The organism is Vibrio natriegens NBRC 15636 = ATCC 14048 = DSM 759, assembly GCF_035621455.1.
GTDB classification, from domain to species: Bacteria; Pseudomonadota; Gammaproteobacteria; order Enterobacterales; family Vibrionaceae; genus Vibrio; species Vibrio natriegens.
In genome coordinates this window covers 2,018,572-2,044,598 of record NZ_CP141822.1, presented here as the reverse complement: position 1 = coordinate 2,044,598, position 26,027 = coordinate 2,018,572, and the positions used below count along the sequence as shown (strand labels likewise).

Genomic DNA, 26,027 nt, shown 5'->3' with positions numbered 1-26,027 from the left:
GGCTTTACCTAAACTCTTACAGTTGTTGCGCGATGTTGTCTGTAAGATTTTCCAGTCCGGCCGAAAGTGCACCAACCAGAGCATCGTAACCTTCATCCTGTAAAGGCATTAGGATTTTAACTGGCGAGCGATGTCGGACTTTGCCATTAGCATCAATCAACATCCATTCGCCCTCAAGCTCGGCGTTACCTTGGTAATTTCCATTGAACCTACTCAAACTTAGCTGGAGCTTATTTTCGCTACTTTGATCTATTAGGCTATGTACTTTAACTGGCCAATAATGGCTTTGCTTTTGGCGCAGGTCGTCAATGATTCGCTGAGTTATCTGCTCTGAAATGCTTTGCGCCCATTGGTTGTGTTTAGCCTGAATAATTTGTGATTCAGAAGTACGATACACAATGCCACTATTATTGAGATAGCTGGCCAGCTCAACTGGGCGAACAATCAAAAGAGGGCGTTCAGCCACTGCCGCGCTACTCAACGTTTGAGACTCTACTTTCGGTAACAGATACATCGAACTGGTTGGTTCTGGTGCGCTGCTACAACCTGCTAATAGTGCAGAAACTAAAAGAAATACACGCTTCATTATTTTTGCCCTCTGACAGGTACCGGATCACTGGTTTCTTCTTCTCCAAACACGAGTGAGTTTGGTTTTTCATTGAGTTGTTTGAGTACCGGTTTAAACTCGGTCATTACGCTTTCAAGTTCTTTGAGCGTAGATTCCATTTCGCTGTACATGGTTGAGTTAGGACCGTAACCATCGAGTGTTTTTTGTAGCTGCTGCAGGCTCTGACGAATATCCGCAGGGATCTGCTGAGTATCGTTCTGGCTCAACAATTTATCGATACTGCTTGCCACACGCTCCGCCGAAGCCAACGTACGTTCTGAAGTCTTCAGCGTTTCATTTAACGAGTTTAGCGTGTCTTCCATTGGTAACTTGTTGAGCTTATCCAGGAAATCATTCACTTGCTTTTGAACCTGGGCAAATCCGCCACGCATGGTAGGGAAAACCTCTAAGCCCAAAAACTCGTCTGGTACGTATTTCTCGGCATCTGGATAGAAGTCAGTATCAATGTATAGAGCTCCAGTAATTAAGCTACCGGTTTTCAACGTACCACGAAGGCCTTTGGCAAACTCTAGTTTTAATTTCTCGCTGTAGTCAGACATCGAATCCGTGTGGAAGTGCTCGAACAGGCGGCCTAATTCGATACGCACCAATACCGGAATTCTTTTCACTGAAAAACTTTCTTCTTGAGTCGGGAAGCGCAGTGGTACTCTCATGACGGTACCAATTCGCAGACCTCGGTACTCAACAGGTGCTTTTGCTTTTAGACCACGGACGGATTCATCGAATAACATAACAAATTCAATGTACTCGTCGTACATGCCTTCACGAAGCTGTTTAGCATCATCGTATAAGCGAAAACTTGCCATTTCTTCCGTGAGTGGTTCACCTGAGTCCATGCCGGGAATGGAGTCGAAAGTTACGCCACCTGTCAGTAAGCTTTCAAGAGAGCCGAATTTTAATTCAAAGCCCTCGGTATTGAGTTGTAAATCGACGCCGGAATTGAGCCAAAACTTGGTGCGCGTACGAACTAGATTGTCATACGGCTTAAAGATAAAGAGTTGATAAAGCGCCTGACGGGAATCAACATCAAAACTGGTTTTCTCTACGCGGCCAACGGTAAAACCTTTAAAGATAACCGGATCGCCAACCCCCAGCTTTCCTGCCTCACGGTGAGTTAAGACCAGTCTCAATCCTTCAGCATCGGGAGCTGCAACGGGCGGAACATCTAGTACCGTGAACTTTTCTTTCTCTTCATCTGACTTACCAGGCTGTAGCTGAATGTAAGCGCCAGAAAGTAAGGTTTCTAGTCCAGAAACGCCTTCACGGCCAATACGAGGTTTGACGACCCAAAACATGGTGTCGTCTCTCAGCATACGCGCCGCGTCTTTGTTCATCTGTGCTTTAGCGATGATGTGATCATAATCTTCGCTGAGTGTGACTTCGGTAATAACGCCCACTTTTACGTTAAGCGCTCTTATCTCCGTCTTGCCTGCTTCAATGCCATCGGCTGTCGGTAGCTGCAATGTGATTTGTGGGCCGGTACTGTTGATGTATTGAAACAGCATCCACGCCCCCATAACTAGCGCAAGGATTGGAACAATCCAAATAGCAGAAACCTGCTTTTGCGGTTTTATTTGAGCGGTTGTGTTGTTCTCATCACTCATATTTGGCTTTCTCTTTTAAGTCAGGCATCGGCTCTTGCACATCATTCTGTGGCGATTGCCACAATAAGCGTGAGTCAAAAATCATGGCAGAGAGCATGGTGAAAATAACCACTGCAGCAAATGACAACGCAGCAGGGCCGGGATAAATCGCCATCAGGTTTTGCAACTGAACCAGTGCAACCAAAATAGCGACGACAAAAATATCAATCATTGACCAGCGGCCAATAAATTCAGTTAAGCGATAAATCTTTAAGCGTGAAATACTTTCTTCCGGTGGAAGGTATCGCGCTTTCTGAGCTTGAATGTACAACCACGCCAGAGCGAACATTTTCGCCATCGGAATGAAAACACTGGCAAAGAAAATCACCATAGCGATTGGGTAGGAGCCCAAGTGCCAGAGCAAAATGACCCCTTCCATAATGGTAGAGCCTTCTGAATGCCCAAGGCTAACGGTGTACATCATCGGGTAGAGGTTCGCTGGGATATAAAAAACTATCGACGCAAAAAGTAGAGCCCACGCTTTTTGTAAGTTGTCGGTAGGGTTGTATCGGTGAAGCGGGCTTTTGCAGCGAATACAGGCTTTATCTTCGATGCGGTTTATCTGATGACAAGTATGGCAGCCAATATGATTGTGATTGTGGTGGGTATCACCTTCTGCTACTCCAGGCACCTCTACGGCAGGAATAAAGTGACCCCATAGCCAGCTTCTATCGACCATCGAAATGCACTTTACGACTAAAACGGTGTAAACGCAGAAAGCCCAGAAAGAGGTTCCCATACCGATATCGGCGAGAGAAGCAATTTTGATCAAGCTGACCAGTACACCAATCAAAAAGACATCCACCATCAGCCAGGGCTCGACCTTAAACAGAATACGGCACAAGACTTTTGTCATCCTCTGCTGCTTTTTAGAGGGGGAGTGTTTGAGTGTTTTCAGTGCTTCAAGGTGGAGGAAAAGAATTAAACCCACGTAGATGGTTGGCAGAACAACAACCGTTGCTAATAGCAGTACGCCAAGTAGGACATTTTTGAATTCGGCCAGCATTTTGGCTGCGTGCAGTAACGTGATCTCTTGAGATAAGCCTTGCACACTGAAAGACATAAATGGAAACGAAACGCTGAGTACCAACATAATCAAACATGCCGACGAGATAGCAATGACACTTTGATACGGTTTCGCATTCACTTTGGTAAGTGAGTGTGAACAGCGTGGGCACTGTGCTTTTTGCCCCAGTTCTATCTCAGGAATACGGACAACAAGACCACATTCTTCACATGCTATTAACTGACTTGAGTTTGGTTGAGTGCTCATGGAATAGGATTGTAAATCATTTGCCCGAAAGAATACTCTGTTTTACAGCAGATACTTATATAAGGCAAAGATTTTAACACAAATTCTACTTGCATTTTAGTGACTAATTGGTGTAGATGATTTCTAGGATGGTATTTATTTTGTGCGCAAATAAATTGAGCGCAAAATAGAGGGTGTGTTCAAGGTTAACCTTTTTATGAAAGGGGTTACCTGTCGAATGGCTAACCCTATCTCAGTTGGTGGAATAGAAATCCTGCTCCCAATTAAGGAGCAGGTATTGTTACCTTATTTAACAGTAGTGCTTTCAAACGCATTAGCGCCGATTTGCTTACCATTCAGCGTCTTACCGTAGTAGCCTTGGTGCTGGTGGTACTTTTCAGCGTTCGCGGCAACACTGCCTTTAAAGCGAGGGTCTTGAGGGCGCTCGTGACTATTGACGTACGCGGCCACATCCCATGCTTCTTGTTCTGTCAACTGCACACTTTTGCCAAGCGGCATATTCTCGTAAATAAAGTAAGCCGCGGTGTTGATACGGTGCATGCCTGCGCCCCAGTTATATGCGTTTGCCCCCCAAAGTGGTGGGATGTAAGAGTGACCATCGCTGCCTTTGATGCCAGAGCCATCAACGCTGTGGCAAGTTTCACAGTTCTTTGCGTAAACCAATGCGCCTCGCTCTGGTGACGGTGTTTGCTCTGGTGCCGGTATTTTCGGGTAACCGCGTCCGGCAAGGTTGCCGCGTTCTTCCACAGGTAACGCCTGAGCAATGGTTTCTGGCAGAGGGAAATCTGGCGCTTTCCCGCCCGTTTGCAATGTTTTAGCGTCTATCTCAGGAATTGGTTCATCGCTCATGCCATACTGGTCCAGCAAGCCACCCATGGCAAGCCAGTAGGCGTAAGAACTCAGCGCGATAATCTCTGGTGAATCATAAGCGGGTGCTTTACCGTTCATGGAATATTCGAAGCAGCCTTGAATGCGGTCGGCGTAACTGTTGAGGCGATCGTTTTTCTTACGATAAGCAGGGTAAGCCATGTAAGCTGCCCACAAAGGTGCCGCATTGGCTTTGCGTCCGGCTTCCATATGACAGTTCACACAGTTTTGCTCATTGCCTACGTACGTTCCGCGCATCTGTTGTGAGTTCACAAACAACGAATAGCCACGTTTTACTTGCTCGCCAAACTCTGTGTTGGCAATGGTGCTGAGATCGCGTGGCTTGAGGTATTTATTTTGGCTTTCTTTTTCAACCGCTGGCAGTTCTTTTTGGCGATCGGGCAGTTGGTCATTTGCTATTGCAGCAGCAGAAACCACAGGCAACACGAATAAAGAATAGAAAAGTTTCATGTTTGCTCCTAATAACGCAGTGAGGCAAAGTAGTAGGAAAGGTTTTCGATCTCTTTATCGGTGAGATTCTTCGCGATGGTGCTCATCATATTGAGCGGGTCACCACTGCGAGTTCCGTTTTTCCAAGCCATTAATTGTGCTTTTAAATAATCGGCGTGCTGACTGGCGAGACGAGGGAACTTATCGACCCCCATACCGCTGGCACCATGGCAAGTTGCACAGGCTGGAATGTTGCGGTCCCAGTCTCCCTGGAAAATTAACTTGCGATAAGGGCTGAGAATGTTGGCTTGGTCGCCGCGTTTCTCTGGGTTTGTGAACTCATAGCTTGGTAAGTTTGCGTAGTATTCGAGTACTTCTTTGCGAACGCTCGGATCGCTCACTTCTTGAGCCATACCTTGCATGACCGCATTTTGTCGCTCACCGCTAAGGAACAGCTCTATTTGAGAATTGAGGTAATTAGCATTTAAACCGGCAATCATTGGGGCGATATTGGCCTGGCCCATACCATCTTGACCATGGCAACCGCTACACACACCAGCTTTTTCAGGAATAGACGAGGCGCTAACGCTCATTGTGGTTGCCAGCAAACTGGCTGCGACCACTGAAAGAACTTTTGACATGGTGACTCACTTTGTCTTTTTTAGAATCGCAATATTGTCTTCCTTGTCAATAAGTGGCGGTATTGTGGATTTCCACATATTTGACGGTGAGAACGTGAGAGGGCTGCCCCAAAAGGACAGCCCCGAAGGTTAAGCTTTGATTATCTTAGCTGGCAGGGATTGACGTGCCGCTGCGCCGACCACCCAATCCAATAACACGCCTTTTCCTTCTCGGGTTGGATCTATCAAGCCAATGTCATTGATGTTGACGCCATCCTGGCGGCGAGTTTTCACTGGCTGCTGCTTATCGCCAATCCAGTGCGCGCGTTGTCCTAACTCGGTATGACCAAATCCATGTTCAAAGCCGAGAGTTCCCGGTCGAATGCCGTTAACTACCATCGCGAGCGCTTTGGTGCTTGCCGACGGGGTTTCGATAATAAACTCATCGCCGGTTTCAAGACCTGCTCGCTCGGCATCGATAGGGTGGATATAAACCGGGTTAACCCCTTTGATGGAGTTCAATCTTGGCGATAAATTTGACACCGCACTGTGAATGTTGGACTTAAAATTCGTCAGGCTAAAAGGCCACTCAGAACTCGGGTATTTTTCCTCCAAAGGCGTACCGTCCGCCAGTTTCTGCGGATGCCATGTCGGACATCCGGAATAGAAATCGCCCGTCATGGTGTTTCTTGCGCTACCAACACGCTCGTTCCATATCGCAACTGGACGCGTCCACTTATGTTTCATTTGCTCATCTTGATAGGCTTCTGTGGTGTTTTCGAATCGGCCACCACGAGCAAAAATAAAGGCTACGCGTTTCATCTCCTCTGCGGTGAGTGTTTTTTGCATGGCTGGCATCAAACGCTCTAAGCCCGACCATGCAATATCTTCTGCCGAAACTTCAGGCACGCCGCCTTTCACATAAGCCAAGTTTGCCGCAGAGCGTAGGTAGAAATCTTCTGCGTTATGGAGAGCGTGCCAGTGACCTTGAGCGTCCTGAATTGCTTTGTCTCCAAATCCGCCCAGTTGCATTTTCTTGGCGACATCAATCAAAAAGTTCTCTAAGCAAATCGAGCGGCCGTCGGCGGTTTTATCGGTTCTTGCTTCCACAATCGGCCAGCGAGCGGTCACGGTTTTCACGGGTACGCCATGCCAAGGTGTTGCCATACCCCAGCTTTCATAGGTGACGGTGTCTGGCACAATGTAATCCGATAACGCGGTAGTTTCGTTGATGAAAGCATCGACGGAGACAATTAAACCAAGCTGTTTTGGATCTTTGAGCTTGTCTTCCAGCAATGTTTTTAAACCTGGGACGCCATACATTGGGTTCGCCATATGGTTGACCCAGGCCTTTACTCGGTATGGGTAGCCATCGATGGCTGCCGACAAGTGCTCAGTAAGCAGTGGCGCCGCAAATGGATACCAAGGCGCGCGTGTTGGGTATGGGGATTCACCAGCTTCAACGCGACGTTTGTATTCACTGGTCTTGTGATACGGGAATTTACTGCGAGAGAGAAAGACGCCCTTCGGACCGACTTTGCCTTGAAATTGGGTGAAGTCATAGCGTGGACCATTAGCGGAGGTTGGATAGCCACCTGCTTTCGCCATCGCGCCGCCTTTCATGTTGATATTCCCAATCAGTGCGTTGAGCATCATGATGGTAAACGCATTGTAGAAACCATTAGTGTGCATGTTGCCACCGTGGGTATCGACGACTGCTTTTGTACCGTGACTGGTAAATCGCGTTGCTAATTCCACAATTTGTTCGACAGGGATTTCACACTGTTGACTGTAAAACTCCAGGTTGTATTTAAACGCCTCTTCTTTGAGTCTTTGCAGCGACGATTTTACCCGAACATCACCCGATGTGAGTGTCACGGTTTTATCGACAAACAGTTCTGCTTCATCGGACTGAGTATGAATACTCAATTCACCGCTCTGGGCATCGACAATGACATATGGGTCTGAGTCAGAAAACACATCGCCAGCGAATGACATGTTGAGATCGGACGCACGTAAAAACGTCCCGTTTCTAGGGTGCTGCTCATCGCTGATCACCAGATGAGTGGCATTGCACCAGTGCGCGGTGCCTGCGCGTTTCATTGCGTTTGCGCCTGGCTGGGCTAAGAAGGTTTTATTGTAGCGTTGGTTTTCCATGATCCACTGGATCATGCCAAGCACAAGGGCAGAATCGGTTCCGGGTTTAATCGGAATCCAGCGGTTATTGTCTCCAGCCGCCAAGCTTGACGAACCCGCAGGCAAGCTTGGCGTAATGATGCTGTACTCCAGTTTACCGTTGGTCCGCGCATTGGCGAGTTGCCGAGCCTGACGCTTAAATGGATTACCAGCTTGAGCGGGTGACATACCGATGAAGATAATGTATTCCGCGTTGTCAAAGTCTGGTTTCAAATGCGCGTACTTGTCTAAATCATTCATGAATGCGCCGCTGCCAGCGCGAAATGCATAGCCGCAGTATGAACCGTGGTGACCGAAGTTACGCGTGCCATAACTGTTGAAAGCGAAACGCTTAAAGATGTCGTCCCGGCCTTCGTTGCCGGCATTTGTCATTAACAGTTGGTTGGCTTTGGGGCCATATTCTGGATTATCAGGATCGACTGGTGTCTTTAAATCTCGAATTGCACGCAAGCCATCGACATGACCTTCACCAAACAAATCACCGCCTTCGACGACTTCTTCAATCAACTTATCGTAGCTAATCGGAGTCCATTTTCCTTCGCCTCGCTTTCCTGCTCGTTTAAGTGGTTGGGTAATGCGGTACGGACTGTTACGAATCTCTAGCATGCCATTGCCACGAGCACATGCAGTCGATCGACCTTCAAGACCCGCTTCTCCCGCCAAACTTAAATAGGCGTCTTTGACTGGCGTTTCGAAGGGAATATGTTGCTGTTGAGAGAGTGGGTGATATGGGTTGCCACTGATACGCAAAATTTCGTCAGTACGGTTGTCAATGCGCACACGAAGGCCACACAGTGACCAGCAGCCAAAGCACATCGACGGCGCAACGCGCTGATTTGAATTCGGGATCAGATTGCCTTTGTCACTGACTGTGTATTCAGGTTCCAGAGAGTTGCCGTGGTGACTATCGCGAGTCTTTTTACCCGCAGTGCCTTCAAGCGCACCTTCTACCATATGTTTAGTGGTGGTGGCATAACCTGCAGCGAATGCGCCAAGCCCACCAACGGCAAGCCCTGATTTCAAAAACTGACGGCGTTTGTTATCCATAATGAAATCCTCTTTGATTAGCGTTCGGTTAAGGTGAGTGAAGTCGTTTTTCTATCGGTGTTTTGTTTGGACTGAACCAGTTCTGAGCCGAGTAAGGCCAGTGCTAGCCACAACCCGAACATGCCAATAATGCCGAGCCAGCCATTTCCATTCATAGTCAATTGGTACGGATACAGACCGGCATCGAATTTGGCGATGGTCTGCACTTCCATGATGGTGAACCAGCGAACCAGCCACGCGCTTGCAAGTGAGGTTAATGACATGCAAGACAACCCAAAGATGCGGCGAAAGTGAGAAGATGTGGACGTTTTACTGTCTCTCAACGTAATGAACGCGAGCAACATACTGCCTAAAATTATCAAGGTGATCAGGGCAATGTTTTGTACCCATTGGTCGCTTGAATAAAGTGAGAATGTCGAGTTATTGGATGCCCAAATTGGCATGAGAATCAGGGTTAAGCCTCCGCTTATTAACACAGACTTTTTCAGTAAATTGGTATCGCCCGAGGATAGGCTTTTTGAGTGGTTTGGTAGTAGTAGCCAGATCAGCAGAGCAAAACCAACTGCGCCCATAAATGCAGTGACGAACCAAAGAATAGGCGAAGCAGGTTGATGCCATAAAGAGCGTGACTGAACGACGGCGATTTCAGCACCCGTATAGAGTGCGATGGTTAAGCCAGAAAACACGGTGATCATAGATATCATCAGCATGGCTTTACGGGAGATTTGCCACTCACCAAACGATAACTTCGACAATAAAGGCAGTATTTTCCCCGGTTGCTCACGCAAATTGATCAGGTCCTGACGCAGGTACAGCCAGGCTGTCATCACAGCTAGACCAGAAAATACGGGCAGGAACAGCGAGCCTAAAGACATCCACGACCACGGGGTGAAATGCGCGTAAAAATGCCAAGCGCGCCCCGGCTGGTGTAGATCGCCCGTTAACGCCAACGGTCCCACGATAGCACCTATGGCCAAGGTTAGTACCAATGCAGCGCGCAGCCGGTGGCTGGTGTATTGTTCAAACAGTAAAGCAATCAAAAACAGAATGGCTGCCGCATAAGCAGAACCGATATAGAAGAAATACTGCACTGCCCACGGGAGCCAGGCCATCGCTTGAGGTTGGACTAACACTTCGGTGATGTTCATGCGTGTTCTCCTTGTGGGTCGTAAATCGCTGGTTGTCCGTCTATGTGGTCGGTAAAGCGTTCATCCATGCCGATATAAAAAACGTGCGGTTTGGTGCTTTGTTTGGGCTTGAGCACTTTGATGTCGTTTTGATGTTCTGCAATCAAGCGGCGGATTTCACTTGATGGGTCATTCAAATCTCCAATCACGCGAGCACCGCCCACACAAGTCTCCACGCAAGCTGGCAATAAGCCATTTTCTAGTCGATGTGCGCAGAAGGTGCATTTGTCAGCAGTAAGTGTGTCTTCATTGATAAAACGAGCGTCGTAAGGGCAAGCTTGTACACAATACGCGCAGGCGACGCAGCGGCTGTTGTCCACCATGACGATCCCATCTTCGCGCTGGAAAGTCGCCTGAACGGGACAAACTGCCACGCAGGGCGGGTTGTCACAGTGGTTACAAAGGCGAGGGAGCATAAAGGATTTAGACTCTTGAGTGGCGATAGAACCATCATCGAGCGTCACCTCGTATTGTTTTACTGTGGTTCGGAACTGTCCGATAGGCGCTTGGTTTTCGATACTGCAACCTACAGTACAAGCTTGGCAGCCGACGCATTTGCGTAAATCAATCACCATGGCGTAACGTTTACCGACCTGTCCTTTTCGGTCGGGGGAGTGGTTATTTCGAATGACATTACCCGCGGTGGCAGTGCCAATACCAGCAATTGGGATCAGCGCGGCACCGGCTGTGACAGCGCTGAGAAAGCGACGTTTGGTGGAATCCATAACTCACCTGCTTAGTTGAATTTGAACTGACTGATTCCATTGTGAGAAATGCGCTGCGAGGTCGATATAGTGGATTTCCACATACCCAGATCAAAGTTGATCTAAAACAAATGTGGTTTAGGGAATGTAGCTGTTATTCTTGTTCCATCATTTGCTTAGGGAATATTCAACCTCATCATGAAAAAAACATCGCTGCTGTGTCAGGTTTGGATTCTTTTCTTGGCTGTGTTCTCCTCTTTGGTTCAGGCAACGTCTTCGGTACAAATTGAGCAACAAGGCGTGAAACAGCCTGAAATAAAGAAGAATGAGGTTAAGCAGACAGTTGACGTCGGTGTTTTGGCAATACGTGGTCATCTCTATGCGGAGCAGAGGTGGCAACCGACTATTGATTGGTTAAATAAGCAAATTTCTGAAGTTCACTTTGTTCTTCATCCTCTGAACTTAGATGAAATGGGAGAGGCGGTGAAATTTCAGACCATGGATTTCATCGTAACCAATCCCGGACAAGCGGTTCGATTAGGCAGACAATACGCGCTTTCCTGGATGGCGACCCTGACCAGTCGCGCCCCACAAAACTCAAACTATGGCATTGGGTCAGCGCTGGTGGTGCGGGCAAACTCTCCGTATCAAACACTAAAAGCGGTGTCTGGGTTGCCAGTGGCCGCGGTGTCGGAAAAAGCTTTTGGTGGTTACTTAACTTTGCGCTACCAGATAGTTGAGTTGGGGTTTGACCCGAACGACTTTTTTGCTGATGTTCGCTACCTCGGCTTCCCTATTGACGCCAATCTTTACCAATTACGTGACGGCAATGTCGAAGCCGCTGTGGTGCCCGCCTGTTTATTGGAGAAGATGCAAGATGAAGGTCTGTTACAACAAGGCGGTTTCAGAGTCTTAAATCAACTGCAGTATGAACAAGCCTCCTGTGCGGTGTCGACTCCGCTTTATCCTAACTGGTCATTTGCCAAAACAGAGCGAGGCTCTTCTCTTGTGGCGAAAAAAGTCGCTCAGGTATTGCTTGCGATGCCGCCAGAGCATCCAGCGATTATTGCTGCTGGCGCATCGGGATGGACGTCACCAGTGAGTTTGTTGAGCATTGATAAACTCTATCAAGCTTTAGATTTGCATCCCTTGCAGCAACCTTGGTGGCAGGATGCACTGCGTTGGCTGCGTAACCATCAGGAATGGGCGTGGGCGCTGTTCATTTTTGTGATTGTGTTGAACGCTTACCACTTTTGGCTTGAATATCGTTTTAGTAAAAGCAAGCAGGCGTTGGAGCAGACTTCGCTGAGGCTGAAAGAGAAAAGTGAGCAGTTAGAGCATTCGCAGAGAGTTGCCATTGTCGGAGAAATCGGCAGCAGTCTCGCTCATGAATTAAACCAGCCATTGGCGGCGATTCGAAATTACAGTGAGGGCGGTTTGCTGCGTTTAGCGAAGAAGCGCCCTTACGAAGATATTGTTCCTGTTTTTGATAAGATACAGGGTCAAGTAGAGAGAGCCGACGCGATCATTCAACGTCTAAGAACCTTAATCCGTAAGCGTAGCGTCGATAAAGCGCCATGCGATATTCAAGCGTTAATTGATGACACGGTTGAGTTGCTCCATTTCCGACTGCAAAAGCAAAATGTATCGGTTGTGACCAGTACCGAAGGGGAGGTTCGCCACATTTTGGCCGATGCCGTGGGTGTTCAACAGGTTTTGGTTAATGTGATCAACAACGCGATTGATGCTTGCACTTTGTTTCAGGAGAAATATCACTCGTCCGGTTATCAAGGTAAAATTGCCCTGCACAGTGACTACCAAGGTCATCAGCTTTCCATTCGTGTATTGGATAACGGGACAGGGTTACAGCAAGAAAACCCTACTCAAGCATTTGTGAGCACAAAGGAAGAAGGACTTGGGTTAGGTTTGGCGATTTGTCGTGACGTGTTGGAATTGCACGGTGGCGAGTTTCTTATTCAATCGACCACGCCACACGGTTGTCTGGTTGAGCTTGTGTTTCCATATCAAGACTAACCTGTACTAGGAGCATTCATGAGTAGTACTGAAAAACAGTTACCTGTTTATGTCGTTGACGATGATGAATCGGTGCGTGATTCGCTGGCGTTTATGTTGGAGGAACATGACTTCAGTGTAATGACCTTTGCTGATGGGCAAGCCTTTCTCGATGCGGTAGACATTCAACAGGCGGGTTGTGTCATTCTCGATAGCCGAATGCCCAATCTTCGTGGTCAGCAAGTGCATCAAATTCTTAACGATGCCAATAGCCCACTCGCGGTGATTTATCTGACTGGTCATGGCGATGTGCCGATGGCTGTTGAGGCTTTACAATCGGGGGCGGTGAACTTCTTCCAGAAACCCGTCAAAGGTGATGCACTGGCGCAAGCCATTTTACAGGGGCAGGTACAGTCGGCAGCAAGTTTCGATATGGCTGGAGCAAAGTTGGCGTATGAGTCACTCACGCCTCGCGAAAAGGATATTTTACGTTTAATCATCGAAGGTAAGCGCAATATACGCATCGCCGATGAACTGTGTATTGCAATGAGAACCGTAGAAGTACATCGAGCCAGTTTGTTGAAAAAATTCTCAGCCAAAACGGTCGCAGAGCTAGCGTACATTTACGGTAAATTAGCGCTTGAGTAATCTGATTTTAAGAACTTCAGATTTATACTCTAGCTACATCGACTGAAACACTCAGGTTGTGAGTTTCACCACCATCAAACACGACTCCCTGCAAGGGTGGCACATCAGCGTAGTCGCGTCCCCAGCCAGTAACAATATGTTGATCGTTAGCGATGAGGTCGTTAGTCGGGTCAAATTCCACCCAGCCAAGATCCGGTACAAAAATCGCAAACCAGGCGTGAGAAGCATCAGCACCGACGAGCTTTTCCTGACCTGGAGGCGGCAGAGTCTCTATATAACCACTCATATAACGTGCTGCTAGGCCAACAGAGCGCAGGCAGCCTATCGCCAGTTGGGCATAATCCTGACAAACGCCCCGTTTCTCTTTAAGAACCTGTTCGGTTGGCGTTGTTACGTCGGTTGCGGTTGGATCAAAAGTAAACTCAGTAAAGATTTTATGGGTAAATGCCAAGGCGGCTTTTAACACGGGCTGATTGTCACTAAACAATTCTTGCGCATATTGCCTTAAATTTTCAGAGCGTTTGATTTGTAGTGAGTCGAGGCAAAATTCCTGCGCTAACCTGATGTCCGCACTTTCAGCATTGGCCATGATACTTCGAAGTTCACCGCAGGTAAGCTGATGGTTCTCGATGATGTCGGCCCAGTTGTGAGGCTTTACCTCTAAAAAGCTGGTGACATCAATGGTGAGTTCCTTATGTGGCTCTTGAATAGAGAAGTAAAACGTTTCGTTCCCAAAATAATCCTGTCCTTCGTTTTGGTACAACGGCCTTGGTGTCACTCTAATCTTTCGGTTAAAGCAGCGCTGGTTGTCGGTATCCCTTGGCAACAGGTGAGCCATGTTGTAGCACAGGGTCACTGGCGAACTGTAGGAGTAGGTCGTTTTATGCTGGACTTTATATCTCATACATTCAATTTCCATTTGGGTTTTATCAACTGCTGCGGTCCAGCGGTGTGATCAAAGTATTTGTCGCTTATCAGTGAAGTAAATTGCTCTAATTGGCCGATTATCTTATCCATCAGAGCGCCAAACTCTTCTCTGGTTTGGTTATTTGGATTCGCCTTAGCGAGTTGTTCGAGATCCGTAAGTTGAATGTCGTTCAGCGTGAGTAGGATCAGCCTGGTTTCGCTGGTGAGTCCGCCGGGAATAAAGGCATGATTATCCGGTAGCATATCCAGAAACTCTTTCAGCTTTTCGGTCTGGTAGACCAATGAGCGCGGGTTCGAAGGATCAACCATTAGCAGATCCAAGCCAAACGCCACGCGAGCTCGGGTGCGATAGCGTCTTCTGAAAGAAATGAGCGCTTCCATGCTGAGGAGTACCGACTCCAGCACTTGTTGCTGCGACAAACTTTCTAGCTTGATAATTAGCGTTGACTGGAACAGTTTTGCGGTCTGAATTGCCCTTTCGGTACGCTGGCCAATCTGCTGAAATATCCAGTCTTCTCCTCTAAGCATGCTGTCTTTACTCAGCCCCGACAGTGCCAGTAGCATGGTCATCAAGTTATCCAGTGATTCTTCTGGCGCTTCAGGCAGGCCACTGGTGTAGGCTCTATCCAGCTCGTTAAGGTGGTCACGTAGCTTGTTCAGTACTATTCGGGTGTCGGCAGACAGGCGATCCCGCACATTATCACTGCAAGAAAGCATGGCCAGTAAGTTGGATTTTATACTGCCAATTCGTTTGCCATTCACCACCAAGTCGGCCAGCTCGGCATCTGGATTTTCCAGCAGTTCGGCATTCCCCTCAACAAATCCCGGCAGGCAATTTGTTTGTAAAGAGATCGCCTCCAAAAGGGTCGTCCTTGCTTGAGGTGAGAGCTCTTCGATACCATTCAGTTGTTTAAATAACACCCGCATCAGGCGAATGCTTAACTCAGCGCGTTCCGCATAGCGTCCAAACCAGAAGAAGTTTTCGACTACGCGGCTTGGTACATTCCCGTGCTGAGCAACGTGCAAACCAGGCTCGTCTAGCAGGGACTGATGAGTCAGATCAGGCTTGTTGGCTGTTACCCAGGTATCCTTACTGCGAGCACCCGATAAACTGGTAACGATGTAGTCGTCATCGGATTGAGTCACCCGACTTAATGCACCTGGCATCACGCAATATCGGTCACCGTCAGCGACAGTAAAGGCTTTCAACAGGCTATGTCGGTTTTTTATTTTTGAGCCGGAACAGACAGGCACCGTAGAGCCGGGGATATAAGTCTGCGCTACATACTGTTTTGGATTTGCCTTAATCATCTCCAGCGTTTTTATCTTTTCTTCCGCCGATAAGCAGTGGCCGTAAATTGTCTGGCTGCGAGCTTTTCGATATGAAGGCTTGATAATCAGGTTTTCGAGGTTTTGTTCAACAAACTCTATGGTTCCGTCAACACCGCACCAGTAAGTATCAACGCTATGGAGTTTCAAAGGCTCACCCAGCAAGTATTCACATATCTTGGGAAGAAACGCCATCAGTACCGGAGATTCAAGAACAGCGCTTCCCAGCGGGTTGGCTAATACCACATTGCCGCTGCGTGCCGCTTCTAACAGTCCTGGAATACCAAAAAGAGAGTCAGGTCGCAGCTCTGACTGGTCGCAGTCGTTGTCGTCCGTACGGCGCAGAATGACATCAACTGGCGTTAAACCAGAGAGGGACTTGAGCCAAACTTTTCCGCCTCTTACCGTTAAATCGCCAGCTTGCACCAGCGGGTATCCTAAATAGTTGGCTAAATAGGTGTGTTCAAAATAGGTGCTACTTGATGATCCCGGTGTTAAAAGAACAACTCTAGGTTCGTCGGTTTTATGTGCAGCAAGTTGGTTAAGAGTGTTTCTCATGGTTTGGAAGAAACTGGAAAGACGTCTCACATTACTATGACGAAATACGGATGGCAGCACGCGCGAGATGACGGTTCGGTTTTCCAACGCATAGCCCGCCCCTGAAGGCGCTTGAGTTCTGTCACTGATGACCACGTAAGAGCCGTCTGAGTCTCGCACTAAATCGATGGAATGAAAGATAAGGTTTTTTAGCCCTGGAATGTCAATCCCAAAGCACTGGCGTAAAAAGCCAGGGTGAGAAAAAATAATCTCTGCCGGTATCACACCATCTTTGATAAGGCGTTGTTCGCCGTAGATGTCTTTTAATATCCGATCAAATAACTCTGAGCGTTGTGCCAGACCTTGTTCTGTATCTTTCCATTCGCTCTGAGCGATGATATTAGGCAGCACGTCCAGAGACCAAACTGTAGGCGAAAGTGGATCGTTTTTAAGATCATAAGTCGCACCGTCATCTCTCAGAATTCTCTGAGCACGCTTTTGTAAATCTTCCAGATTACCATTTTCCAGTTTCTCTAAATGCGTAAAGAGAGGCTGCCAGTGCAGTCTGGTTTGCTTGATGTCATCATACGCCTCATCGTAGGCCTTTTTGGATGCCTGATAAGGACCAATCAAGGGCGGGTTTTCTCCCGCCCCAGCGAAGTCTGAAACGAATTGACTCATACTATTTTTTGCTACTACCTTGAGAGTTATTGCCTAGTATATACCACTCGGAAAAGACAACCAGCTGAGTAGAGTTTATACGATTCAATTTTCGCGATGATCTCATCCAATACGTCGACTGCGTTTGCGAAGATCCAGAGTGTTTGGATATTCGTGGCAGATTTCCTCTTTGGGTGGTGCCATTGGGCGCGGCGCAGTCTTGTTCTCATAGAAATTGCGCAGAGCGTTGAACTCCGGTGGCGGGTTAAACGTTCCCTGAGTAAATCCGTGATCCCAGAAACGATTCACCCTCCGAGCCTCAGCCTCATTTCCGTTGACTGGGAAGGTTTCATAGCTTCTTCCCCCAGGATGGCTGACATGGTACGTACAGCCGCCAATCGAGACACCGTTCCAGCTGTCTATCAAATCGAACACCAGTGGAGAATCTATTCCCAGTGTTGGGTGTAGCGCTGAAGGCGGAGCCCAGGCTCTGTATCGCACGGCTGCCACGAATTCGCCTTGTCTGCCCGTCGGTCTCAATGGTATCCGACGGCCGTTACACGTTAGTACATAACGGCTTTCCGTCATTCCCGTCAGGCGAACTTGCAGGCGCTCAACCGACGAGTCGACAAAGCGGCTGGTGCCAGTCTGCGTGACTTCCTCACCGAGAACATGCCAAGGCTCGATTGCCCAGCGCAGTTCGATTTCAATGCCATCTATCTGTTGCCTTCCGTAATGAGGGAAGCGGAACTCTTCAAACGGTGCCAGCCACTCCAATTTAAACGGGAACCCGTGTTGTTGAAGATCGTCCACCACCTCTTTGATATCCTGCCAGACGTAATAGGGCATCATGAACTTATCGTGCAGGGTAGTTCCCCAACGTATCAAAGGCTTGTGGTAAGGATCTTTCCAAAAGCGTGCAACTAAACAGCGCAGTAATAGCGTTTGTACCAATGCCATTCTGGCGTGCGGTGGCATTTCAAAACCACGGAATTCCAGTAGTCCTTGTCTGCCGCTGCTGGTACCTGCCGCATATAACTTATCGATACAAAACTCGGAACGGTGAGTGTTACCCGTCACGTCCACGAGAAGGTTTCTCATCAGTCTGTCGGCCAGCCAAGGCTGATCGACCAGTCCATCCGGAAAGTTCTGGAAGGCTATCTCCATTTCGTACAGGGCTTCGTCTCTTCCTTCATCAGGGCGTGGTGCCTGACTTGTCGGACCAATAAACATGCCGGAGAAGAGGTAAGACAAGCCTGGATGGTGTTGCCAGTAGTTAACCAGACTTCTCAACAGATCTGGTTTTCTCAATAGAGGGCTATCCGCTGGTGTGAGACCGCCAAGCGTAATGTGGTTGCCACCGCCAGTACCGGTATGACGGCCATCCAGCATAAACTTCTCTGTCCCAAGTCGGCATTGGTGCGCCTGCTCGTAGAGCGTTTCGGTGTTTTCTACCAACTCTTGCCAGTTTTTTGCAGGGTGAATATTCACCTCGATCACGCCCGGATCGGGTGTGATAAGGAATTTCTGCAAACGGTAATCTTTCGGTGGCTCGTAACCTTCAATGACAACCGGAATGGAGAGCGCGCTTGCCGTCGCTTCTATTTGATAGATGAGCTCAACATAATGCTCCAGATGGGTCACTGGTGGTAGAAACAGATGTAGTCGGCCATCTCTCGGCTCGACACAAATTGAAGTGCGGATAACATCAACCGTCTTTTTGCTACTTTCCTTGTCTTCGGGTGGAGGTTGTTGAGATTGCTGGCGTTGCGCGACATTCTCCGTTAACGAATAGACAGGCAATGCCTCTCTGGCTTCAAACGGATCACGTTCCGGCGGGATTTCCTCTTCGCTGACCTGCGGCAGAGAATCCAGCGGAAGTCGATACCCCATTGGACTGTCTCCGGGGATAAGCGTGATCACGTCACTTCGCATTGGCCATAGCGAGCTTTGCCAGCCTTGTTCGTCAAATGAAACCGGAAGCACGTAGCCGCTGATGCTTTCTAGGCCTCGTCCTAGCAGCTTTGCCAGACGACGTCTTTCCAAATCATCGCTCAGCTTGGCTTTTTTTGGATTCGCCGACTTTGGCAAGGAACGTTCTAGCCAGAGATAGTAAAGCGAGTCTTCATAGGCCGGTTGCAAATATTGGTTATGGATGCCCAACCGTTCACAAAGCAACTGCCCGAAACGCTCGGCATCCTCAATCGTATGTTGGTAATCTTTGTCCACACGAGCCAGCAAAGACGGATCGTGCCACAGTGCTTCACCATCGGTACGCCAAAAGCAGCCGAGCGCCCAACGTGGTAACTCTTCGCCGGGATACCACTTACCTTGACCGTAGTGCAACAGTGCGTGGGTGTTGAACTTGTCCTTCAGGCTGATGAGCAGATCTTTTGCCAGTTTGAGCTTATCCGCACCTAACGCTTTGGTGTTCCATTGCGCCGAGTCCATATCATCAATCGAGACAAAGGTTGGTTCACCACCCATAGTCAGTCGCACGTCCATCTCATCCAGCTGCTCGTCCACCGCGCAACCGAGCGCTTTGATGTTTTCCCACTCATCATCCGTGTAAGGTTTGGTTACTCGCGGGTCTTCATGAATTCGAATCACCGTATTGCTGTATACAAATTCGCATTCGCATTCGTCGGTCGCACCAGTAATAGGGGCGGCCGAGACAGGATCAGCGGTACAGGCAAGGGGAATATGTCCTTCTCCGGCAAACAAACCGCTGGTCGGGTCAAGGCCAATCCAGCCTGCGCCAGGCAGATAAACTTCACACCAGGCGTGCAGGTCAGTGAAGTCCTCCTCCGGCCCGGATGGCCCATCTAAAGATTTAATATCAGAAGTCAACTGAACCAGATAACCAGAAGCAAATCGTGCAGCCAGCCCAAGGCTGCGAAGGATCTGAACCAGCAACCAAGAGGTATCACGGCAGGAGCCTTTTTTCAGGGTTAGCGTTTCCTGACAGGTTTGTACGCCCGGTTCCATACGAATGCCGTACTCTATCTGTCCAGCCAACTTACTGTTTAGCTCTACCAGAAAATCGACGATGCGCTTTTTGCTGCGGTCGACATCTGCCAGCCATTTTTCGAGTTCTTTACTCGATTCAGTCACCGATAGGTAAGGTGCAAGTTCCTCCTGTAGGAGATCGTCGTATTTGAACGGAAAGTTCTCAGCGTACTCTTCGATAAAGAAGTCGAATGGATTAATCACCGTCATATCGGCGATAACTTCGACCTCAAACTTCAGTTCGCGCATCTTCTCCGGGAAGACCAATCTGGCCTGATAGTTGCCAAACGGGTCCTGCTGCCAGTTAATAAAGTGTTCTTCCGGCTCTACTTTGAGTGAGTAACCATGGATATGAGTACGTGAGTGAGGGGCCGGTCTCAACCTCAATAGGTGAGGTGATACCTTCACGTCGCGGTCGAACTTATACGAGGTTTTGTGCTGAATAGCTACACGTATGGTCATGCCGCTTCTCCGTGATCAAAGTGGAACCAAGTTTCACCAATCTCTGCTTGCAGGCTAATCAATGCCAACTGAATATCGTTCAGGTAGTCACTGAACGCCTGACAGATACTTTCGTTGTGTTCAATGCTGTAGGTGGTATCCAACAACTGTTCTATGTGCAGGATGATCTCTTCGTGTCGTGGCAGATACATTGCCGCGCTTTTGATTTGCTTCAGACAGAATGCTTGCGAGCGAGGAAAATCTTCGTCAGTAAGTAAGAAGGTTGTGGTATTGACACCATCGATACCACAGCGCATGGTTCTCAGGTAGTTCTGATAAGCGCTTTGCGACTTGAGCACCTTCGGCCAGATAATCTGTTCTAGCAAGACCTCTTCTTCCGGTAGGGCTTTTATCTTTAAGCTGACAGCGGAATCCAGAATGCGCGTATTCATATCCGCCCGCTCGAGATAACGTCCCATAATAATAAAGCTCCATGCGGCATCTCGGCTCATGGCGTTACTGAGCAAACCAATGATCTTTCGGCAGCCTTCAAGCACATTGTTTAGATAGTCATAGCGCTCACCCCGATTTATTCCCTTTTGTAGATTCTTGCGAGCATAGATGTCCAGCTCATTAATCAGCTCCCACATCTCTTCGGGAAGGACATCTCGGGTGGTACGGATATTTTCACGTACCATTTTCAGTGAAGATAACATCGAGCATGGGTTATCCTCACTGGCAAGAAGAAAGCGCACTACGTTTCTTTCGTTCTTATCTTTGTACTTTTTATTAAACACCTGCGCACTGCCGCTTATCTCTATCAGGTTGTACCATGAAATACGTACATCCTTTGGTAAATCAAACAATAGCTCATCGTAAACACTGATCAGACGGACAATATTTTCAACGCGTTCCAGGTAACGGGCACTCCAGAACAGTCGTTCAGCAACTCTTGATAGCATCACTTATCTCCTTCTGTTTTTACGATCCAGGTATCTTTACTGCCACCACCCTGAGAGGAATTCACCACCAGAGAGCCTTTTTTCATCGCGACCCGGGTAAGGCCACCAGCGGTCACATAGGTTTTCTTGCTTTGAAGGATAAACGGACGTAGATCCAAGTGTCTCGGCTCCAGTTTTCCTTTTTCTATCAGTGTCGGCGCTGTGGAAAGCTTAAGAGTCGGCTGGGCGATATAGTTGCGAGGGTTGTTTTTAATAAGTTCGGCAAACACGGCCTGTTCTTTTTTGCTGGAGTGAGGACCGACTAACATGCCATAGCCGCCAGATTCATTGGCTGGTTTTACTACGAGCTTATCTAAGTTTTTCAGCACGTATTCTCTGTCATCTTTATCTTCACATAAGAAGGTTTCGACATTAGGCAGGATTGGCTCTTCATCCAGATAGTATTTGATAAGTTGTGGCACATAGGCGTACACCACTTTATCATCTGCGACACCTGCACCTGGAGCGTTCGCTAGCGCAACGTTGCCTTGCTTCCATGCTCGCATCAGTCCAGGAACACCAAGCATAGAGTCTGGGTCGAATGCTTCAGGATCTAAAAACATGTCGTCGATGCGGCGATAGATCACATCCACGCGTTCAGGGCCGTAGATGGTTTTCATGTAGACGCAGTCGTCTTTACCGACATAGAGATCTCCGCCTTCGACTAACTCAGCGCCCATCTGCTGAGCAAGAAAAGCGTGTTCAAAATAGGCGGAATTGTAGATGCCAGGGGTTAAAACGACGATTTCTGGTCGCGGAATATCTCTTGGTGAGAGCGCTTGTAGCGTATCCAGAAGCTGAGAAGGGTAGGAGTCCACTTTTCTGATGTTGTCGTTTTCAAACAGCTCTGGTAGCACCCTTTTCGTGACGGCTCGGTTTTCCAACATATAAGAAACGCCTGAAGGGACACGGAGGTTATCTTCCAGCACGTAAAACTGTCCGTCATCGGCACGCACCAAATCGGTGCCACAAATATGCGCCCATACACCAAAAGGGGGCGAGACACCGACACACTCAGGACGAAAATTTTTCGATTCTTTAATGATATGAGCAGGGATAATGCCGTCTTTAATACAGTTCTGGTCGTGATAAAGATCGTCGATAAAGCGGTTTAGTGCGGTAAGGCGCTGCTTGAGTCCTTTCTCTGCAGTTTCCCAGTCTTTTGCATCTATTGTTCTGGGAATAATATCAAATGGCCAAGCGCGGTCGATGTTGCCTTCTTCGGTATAGACAGTAAAGCTGATACCCATTTCCTGAATTGTAGCTTCCGCCGCCAGCTTACGTTTATCAAGCTCTTCTGGGGGTAAGCTATCGATATAGCTCAGCAGTCTGCATGAAGAGTCTCTGTATTTACCTGCGCTGTCGATCAGCTCGTCAAAGTACTCTCCACTGTCGTACCCTTCGGTTAATTTACTCATAGCGGGGATCCATCCTCTTGCTTTTGAACTCACTTCCCGGCCGTACTTCACTTTTATCCCTAGCAGCAACTTTAGATATTCAAAGAAAAAACCGGCGAGATTTGATGTTCCTGTTTTGATTAGTTTTATTCTTTATTTATTGCATAAGCATGCATCTATCTCATGACAGTAATAAGAATAAAAGCAAATAACAGACCGGAAATTACATAGTCATGGAAGATTAATAATTCTAAAGTGAGTTTAGTCGCTATGAGCAATTGCATGAATAAATCTGGTCAGCGCTAATTTTTTCTAAGCATATTCACTCGTTTGAGTATTCATTACAAAAATTAAGGTATTGATTCTTTTGTGTTTATCAGTTGCAGTGCTTGCCTTGAACGTTTAGATTACCCAAAACAGTATTAAAAAGCGTGGTTGAGAGTTGGCAGATGTGGGACAAATTGAATTTAAGAAAGTTAATCCTGATCCTATGTGTGTTCAGCGTTGTAGTCACATTGCTTAATGCTTTTTACTCTATTTATCGAGTGCAACATAATCTGATTATCAGCAATACAATGGAGTCCAACCGTGTTTACGCTGAGAAAATGGCGGAGATGACGGATGCTTTTATTGATTCTGCAATGTCTCAGCTTGAATACAGTGCAAATACCCTCCGTACGAAAATGGCTGATCCTGATGTCCTGGAAGAAGAAGTTAATCGCTTAAGAACCCAAACCGATTACTTTAACTCTGTGCTCATCGTCAATGCAGAAGGGGTGATCGTTTCTGTTTCTCCAGAAGCGTTACAAGTGAAAGGCATGCGTCTAAGCGGTAAGCGTTTCTTGCAATCTCTGCACTCGCAAGCGCCAAAAATTACAGACCCGTTCGTCTCTCCAGTAGGGAACTATCTAACCAGTATGTCATATCCTATTTTCTCTGAAAGTGGCGAATATCTGGGCTATGTTACGGGCACCATCTATCTCGAACAAAAAAACATACTGAAGACTTTATTGGGACAACATAGCTACAAAGATGGGTCTTATCTGTATGTTGTCGACCAAAATCACACACTGATTTACCATCCAGACAAACGCAGGATCGGACAAAAAATCACCAACAATGATGCAATCAATGCGGTTGTTGAGGGCCAAAAAGGGCAGCAGGACATTGTAAATTCTCTGGGAATCGAAATGCTCGCCGGTTATGCGCCAGTAAATCAATCCGGGTGGGGGATCGTCGCACAGAAGCCTAAAAATCTCACCTTATCCGTACTCGATGACCAAATGTGGACCGTGTTTCTTGAGACATTGCCTATTGGCGCGCTCACACTGTTGCTTATTTGGGTATCTTCCGTTTTTATATCCAAGCCATTGTGGCAGTTAGCCAGTGCTGTAAAGAACTTCGAGAACCATACTTCGAGTGACAACGATTTTACACAGATTAAGCCATGGTATTTTGAAGCGAGTTATCTGAAACGCAGTTTTCTAAGTGCAATGAATATTGTATCTCACACCATTGATCAGCTTCATCTGGACACCTTAACGGATGCGATGACGGGGTTATTGAATCGTAGAGGGTTAGACAAGGCGGTAGAAAGTCTGCGTGAGCAAAATACGCCATTTTCTGTTCTGGCTCTGGATGTTGATTACTTTAAAAAAGTAAATGATACCTTCGGCCATGATGCGGGAGATGCGTTATTAAAGAGTGTTGCGAGTTTGATTCAGGATCAAGCGAGAAAGGGTGACGTCGTGTGTCGCTCTGGCGGGGAAGAGTTTATTGTCTTTTTGACCAAAACCGATCTGGATCAGGCATTTATGGTCGCAGAGCGAGTAAGAAAATCGATTGAATCTCACGAATTTGACACCGTTGGGAATGTAACGATTTCGGTTGGTATATCCCATTGGGATGGAACGAATGAGCCAATCAACGCAGTGCTTAAAAATGCTGATGATGCACTGTATCAAGCTAAACACAATGGTCGCAATCAAACGGTGTTGAGATACTGACGATTTAGAGTTGCTAAATTAGAAAGCGTTCTTGCTGATTCAGAATCACCAGCCAGAGCGCTTCTAAAGCGACTCCACACGTTCGACCTATATGTTTAGCGTCTGCTGTCATTCCACTTTCTACTGTTTCTAACTCTCGAGCAAAGCTTGTTTGGTGCCGATGCCTTCTACACAGAAAGGCGCTTTAATAACGGCGAGTATTCAATATCGAAGTTTTTCTCCTTTTCCTTATTTTTAAAATCGTGAAATAGAGTGGTTTGCACTTAATTCTTTTAGGCGACTCGCATTTTTAATTTTGGTTTGCGTTTAGTGGCGGTTCATCTGGCTTCAGAGTTTGAAGTTTGGTGTTATATTTCAGCATCTTGGCGCGTCTCTAAGATTCCAGTGTACAGCATTGTCTTGATTCCCTACACGCGGCGTTTTTAGTGTGTCAGTTCTTCTCATGTATCCGTTGGAAAGTCGTATCGAGCCCACCGCCAGACATGAAAAACGTTTTACTTTAAGAAATAATTTTAAAGCTAGGGAAAATAATGGAATTAAAAGTATTAGTTGATAACAACACAATCATTGATCGTTATTTTTTAGCCGAACCAGCCGTGTCTTATCTGATTACTGATGAGAATATAAAAATATTATTTGATGTAGGTTATTCAGACGTGTTTATTCAAAATGCAAAGAAAATGGCTGAGTCACTAATGGATATAAATTACGTTGTAATTTCACATGGGCACAATGATCATACCGGAGGTTTGGTTCCACTTGTTAAGCATTACTCTGAGGCGAAAGCTGAGGGGAAAAGCTACGTAAATCCAATAGTTGTCGCCCATCCAGATGCCTTTGCATATAAAGAGTATTCAGGCGATGACATCGGCTCTATCTTAGATGAAACGAGAATAGGTAGATATTTTGGTACTAAAATATCTAAAGAGCCATTCTGGATAACCGACAACATCGTTTTTTTAGGAGAAATCGAAAGAACGAATGACTTTGAGAACATCGACCCGGTAGGAAGGTGTGAACGAGATGGCTCTCTGGGCGATGACTATGTGAAAGATGACTCGGCGTTAGTGTATAAATCGCCTGAAGGCTTAGTGATTATAACGGGCTGCTCCCATTCCGGTATTTGTAATATTATTGAGTATTCAAAAAAAGTTTGTGGCGATAATCGAATCATAGATGTTATCGGTGGCTTTCACTTGATTCAGCCAAGTCCAAAACAATCGAAAGGGACTCTGGATTATTTTAAAAATCAGAAAATCAACGCTATACATCCATGCCATTGCACCAATCTGGAATACAAAATTAAGTTATCTAAATACTCTAGCGTAAAAGATGTGGGCGTTGGCTTATCACTTAATTTTCAATGATTTTTGTAAATAAATAGATCGGAATATCAGGTAAGGGTAGTGATTGCGGTACATTTGGTATGAGATCTTCTAACTCA

17 protein-coding genes are annotated in these 26,027 nt (G+C 47.2%); 4 read left to right on the top strand and 13 right to left on the bottom strand.

The features are described from left to right. Positions 1-16: 16 nt before the first annotated feature. From VER99_RS09230 to dsrO, 8 genes are all read right to left on the bottom strand, one after another. The gene (locus VER99_RS09230) at positions 17-586 is read right to left on the bottom strand and encodes a PqiC family protein (RefSeq protein ID WP_020335611.1); all 570 of its coding nucleotides are present in this window, start codon (positions 584-586) and stop codon (positions 17-19) included. Next, positions 586-2,232, bottom strand: coding sequence for an intermembrane transport protein PqiB (gene pqiB, locus VER99_RS09225; RefSeq protein WP_020335610.1), 1,647 nt, complete (start codon positions 2,230-2,232; stop codon positions 586-588). The genes VER99_RS09230 and pqiB overlap by 1 nt, the downstream gene beginning before the upstream one ends. After that, complete coding sequence (locus VER99_RS09220) at positions 2,225-3,544, bottom strand: paraquat-inducible protein A (protein WP_020335609.1); 1,320 nt, start codon at positions 3,542-3,544, stop codon at positions 2,225-2,227. The genes pqiB and VER99_RS09220 overlap by 8 nt, the downstream gene beginning before the upstream one ends. Before the next feature lie 285 nt (positions 3,545-3,829). Then, positions 3,830-4,882, bottom strand: coding sequence for a c-type cytochrome (locus VER99_RS09215; protein ID WP_020335608.1), 1,053 nt, complete (start codon positions 4,880-4,882; stop codon positions 3,830-3,832). 8 nt (positions 4,883-4,890) lie between these two features. After that, positions 4,891-5,454: a c-type cytochrome gene (locus VER99_RS09210; RefSeq protein WP_373423023.1), complete on the bottom strand. Its 564-nt coding sequence runs from the start codon at positions 5,452-5,454 to the stop codon at positions 4,891-4,893. A gap of 177 nt (positions 5,455-5,631) precedes the next feature. Further along, complete coding sequence (locus tag VER99_RS09205; protein ID WP_020335605.1) at positions 5,632-8,724, bottom strand: tetrathionate reductase subunit A; 3,093 nt, start codon at positions 8,722-8,724, stop codon at positions 5,632-5,634. Positions 8,725-8,741: 17 nt separating this feature from the next. Then, positions 8,742-9,872, bottom strand: a complete 1,131-nt coding sequence (nrfD, locus tag VER99_RS09200) for an NrfD/PsrC family molybdoenzyme membrane anchor subunit (protein ID WP_020335604.1) — start codon at positions 9,870-9,872, stop codon at positions 8,742-8,744. Then, positions 9,869-10,636 (bottom strand): sulfate reduction electron transfer complex DsrMKJOP subunit DsrO, encoded by a 768-nt coding sequence (gene dsrO, locus VER99_RS09195; RefSeq protein ID WP_020335603.1) that lies wholly within the window; start codon positions 10,634-10,636, stop codon positions 9,869-9,871. The genes nrfD and dsrO overlap by 4 nt, the downstream gene beginning before the upstream one ends. Positions 10,637-10,813: 177 nt before the next feature. On the opposite strand from dsrO, the gene VER99_RS09190 reads away from it, so the two are divergent. Then, positions 10,814-12,649 carry a sensor histidine kinase gene (locus VER99_RS09190; protein ID WP_020335602.1) on the top strand — a complete coding sequence of 612 codons (1,836 nt, stop codon included), beginning with the start codon at positions 10,814-10,816 and terminating at the stop codon, positions 12,647-12,649. An 18-nt stretch (positions 12,650-12,667) separates the two neighbouring features. Further along, a complete protein-coding gene (locus VER99_RS09185) occupies positions 12,668-13,276 on the top strand; it encodes a response regulator transcription factor (protein WP_020335601.1) in 609 nt (202 codons plus the stop codon). Positions 13,277-13,298: 22 nt separating this feature from the next. On the opposite strand, the gene VER99_RS09180 is transcribed toward VER99_RS09185, so the two are convergent. From VER99_RS09180 to VER99_RS09160, 5 genes are all read right to left on the bottom strand, one after another. Further along, positions 13,299-14,180 (bottom strand): transglutaminase family protein, encoded by an 882-nt coding sequence (locus VER99_RS09180; protein ID WP_020335600.1) that lies wholly within the window; start codon positions 14,178-14,180, stop codon positions 13,299-13,301. After that, on the bottom strand, positions 14,177-16,750 hold the full coding sequence (locus VER99_RS09175; protein ID WP_020335599.1) for a circularly permuted type 2 ATP-grasp protein: 2,574 nt from the start codon (positions 16,748-16,750) through the stop codon (positions 14,177-14,179). The genes VER99_RS09180 and VER99_RS09175 overlap by 4 nt, the downstream gene beginning before the upstream one ends. Before the next feature lie 102 nt (positions 16,751-16,852). Then, on the bottom strand, positions 16,853-20,200 hold the full coding sequence (locus tag VER99_RS09170) for a transglutaminase family protein (RefSeq protein ID WP_020335598.1): 3,348 nt from the start codon (positions 20,198-20,200) through the stop codon (positions 16,853-16,855). Continuing rightward, positions 20,197-21,141 (bottom strand): alpha-E domain-containing protein, encoded by a 945-nt coding sequence (locus VER99_RS09165; RefSeq protein WP_020335597.1) that lies wholly within the window; start codon positions 21,139-21,141, stop codon positions 20,197-20,199. Before VER99_RS09165 ends, VER99_RS09170 begins: the two co-directional genes overlap by 4 nt. Further along, on the bottom strand, positions 21,141-22,598 hold the full coding sequence (locus VER99_RS09160) for a circularly permuted type 2 ATP-grasp protein (protein ID WP_020335596.1): 1,458 nt from the start codon (positions 22,596-22,598) through the stop codon (positions 21,141-21,143). The genes VER99_RS09165 and VER99_RS09160 overlap by 1 nt, the downstream gene beginning before the upstream one ends. A 428-nt stretch (positions 22,599-23,026) precedes the next feature. On the opposite strand from VER99_RS09160, the gene VER99_RS09155 reads away from it, so the two are divergent. Both VER99_RS09155 and VER99_RS09150 read left to right on the top strand, forming a co-directional pair. Next, entirely contained in the window at positions 23,027-24,583 is a 1,557-nt protein-coding gene (locus VER99_RS09155; protein ID WP_020335594.1) for a sensor domain-containing diguanylate cyclase, read from the top strand. A 530-nt stretch (positions 24,584-25,113) separates the two neighbouring features. Further along, positions 25,114-25,950: an MBL fold metallo-hydrolase gene (locus tag VER99_RS09150; RefSeq protein WP_020335592.1), complete on the top strand. Its 837-nt coding sequence runs from the start codon at positions 25,114-25,116 to the stop codon at positions 25,948-25,950. The last annotated feature ends 77 nt before the right edge of the window (positions 25,951-26,027 follow it).

Bases quoted from the DNA above. Each gene is read 5' to 3' on its own strand.
- VER99_RS09230 (WP_020335611.1), bottom strand. From the start codon at position 586: ATGAAGCGTGTATTTCTTTTAGTTTCTGCACTATTAGCAGGTTGTAGC.
- pqiB (WP_020335610.1), bottom strand. From the start codon at position 2,232: ATGAGTGATGAGAACAACACAACCGCTCAAATAAAACCGCAAAAGCAG.
- VER99_RS09220 (WP_020335609.1), bottom strand. From the start codon at position 3,544: ATGAGCACTCAACCAAACTCAAGTCAGTTAATAGCATGTGAAGAATGT.
- VER99_RS09215 (WP_020335608.1), bottom strand. From the start codon at position 4,882: ATGAAACTTTTCTATTCTTTATTCGTGTTGCCTGTGGTTTCTGCTGCT.
- VER99_RS09210 (WP_373423023.1), bottom strand. From the start codon at position 5,454: ATGAGCGTTAGCGCCTCGTCTATTCCTGAAAAAGCTGGTGTGTGTAGC.
- VER99_RS09205 (WP_020335605.1), bottom strand. From the start codon at position 8,724: ATGGATAACAAACGCCGTCAGTTTTTGAAATCAGGGCTTGCCGTTGGT.
- nrfD (WP_020335604.1), bottom strand. From the start codon at position 9,872: ATGAACATCACCGAAGTGTTAGTCCAACCTCAAGCGATGGCCTGGCTC.
- dsrO (WP_020335603.1), bottom strand. From the start codon at position 10,636: ATGGATTCCACCAAACGTCGCTTTCTCAGCGCTGTCACAGCCGGTGCC.
- VER99_RS09190 (WP_020335602.1), top strand. From the start codon at position 10,814: ATGAAAAAAACATCGCTGCTGTGTCAGGTTTGGATTCTTTTCTTGGCT.
- VER99_RS09185 (WP_020335601.1), top strand. From the start codon at position 12,668: ATGAGTAGTACTGAAAAACAGTTACCTGTTTATGTCGTTGACGATGAT.
- VER99_RS09180 (WP_020335600.1), bottom strand. From the start codon at position 14,180: ATGAGATATAAAGTCCAGCATAAAACGACCTACTCCTACAGTTCGCCA.
- VER99_RS09175 (WP_020335599.1), bottom strand. From the start codon at position 16,750: ATGAGTCAATTCGTTTCAGACTTCGCTGGGGCGGGAGAAAACCCGCCC.
- VER99_RS09170 (WP_020335598.1), bottom strand. From the start codon at position 20,200: ATGACCATACGTGTAGCTATTCAGCACAAAACCTCGTATAAGTTCGAC.
- VER99_RS09165 (WP_020335597.1), bottom strand. From the start codon at position 21,141: ATGCTATCAAGAGTTGCTGAACGACTGTTCTGGAGTGCCCGTTACCTG.
- VER99_RS09160 (WP_020335596.1), bottom strand. From the start codon at position 22,598: ATGAGTAAATTAACCGAAGGGTACGACAGTGGAGAGTACTTTGACGAG.
- VER99_RS09155 (WP_020335594.1), top strand. From the start codon at position 23,027: ATGTGGGACAAATTGAATTTAAGAAAGTTAATCCTGATCCTATGTGTG.
- VER99_RS09150 (WP_020335592.1), top strand. From the start codon at position 25,114: ATGGAATTAAAAGTATTAGTTGATAACAACACAATCATTGATCGTTAT.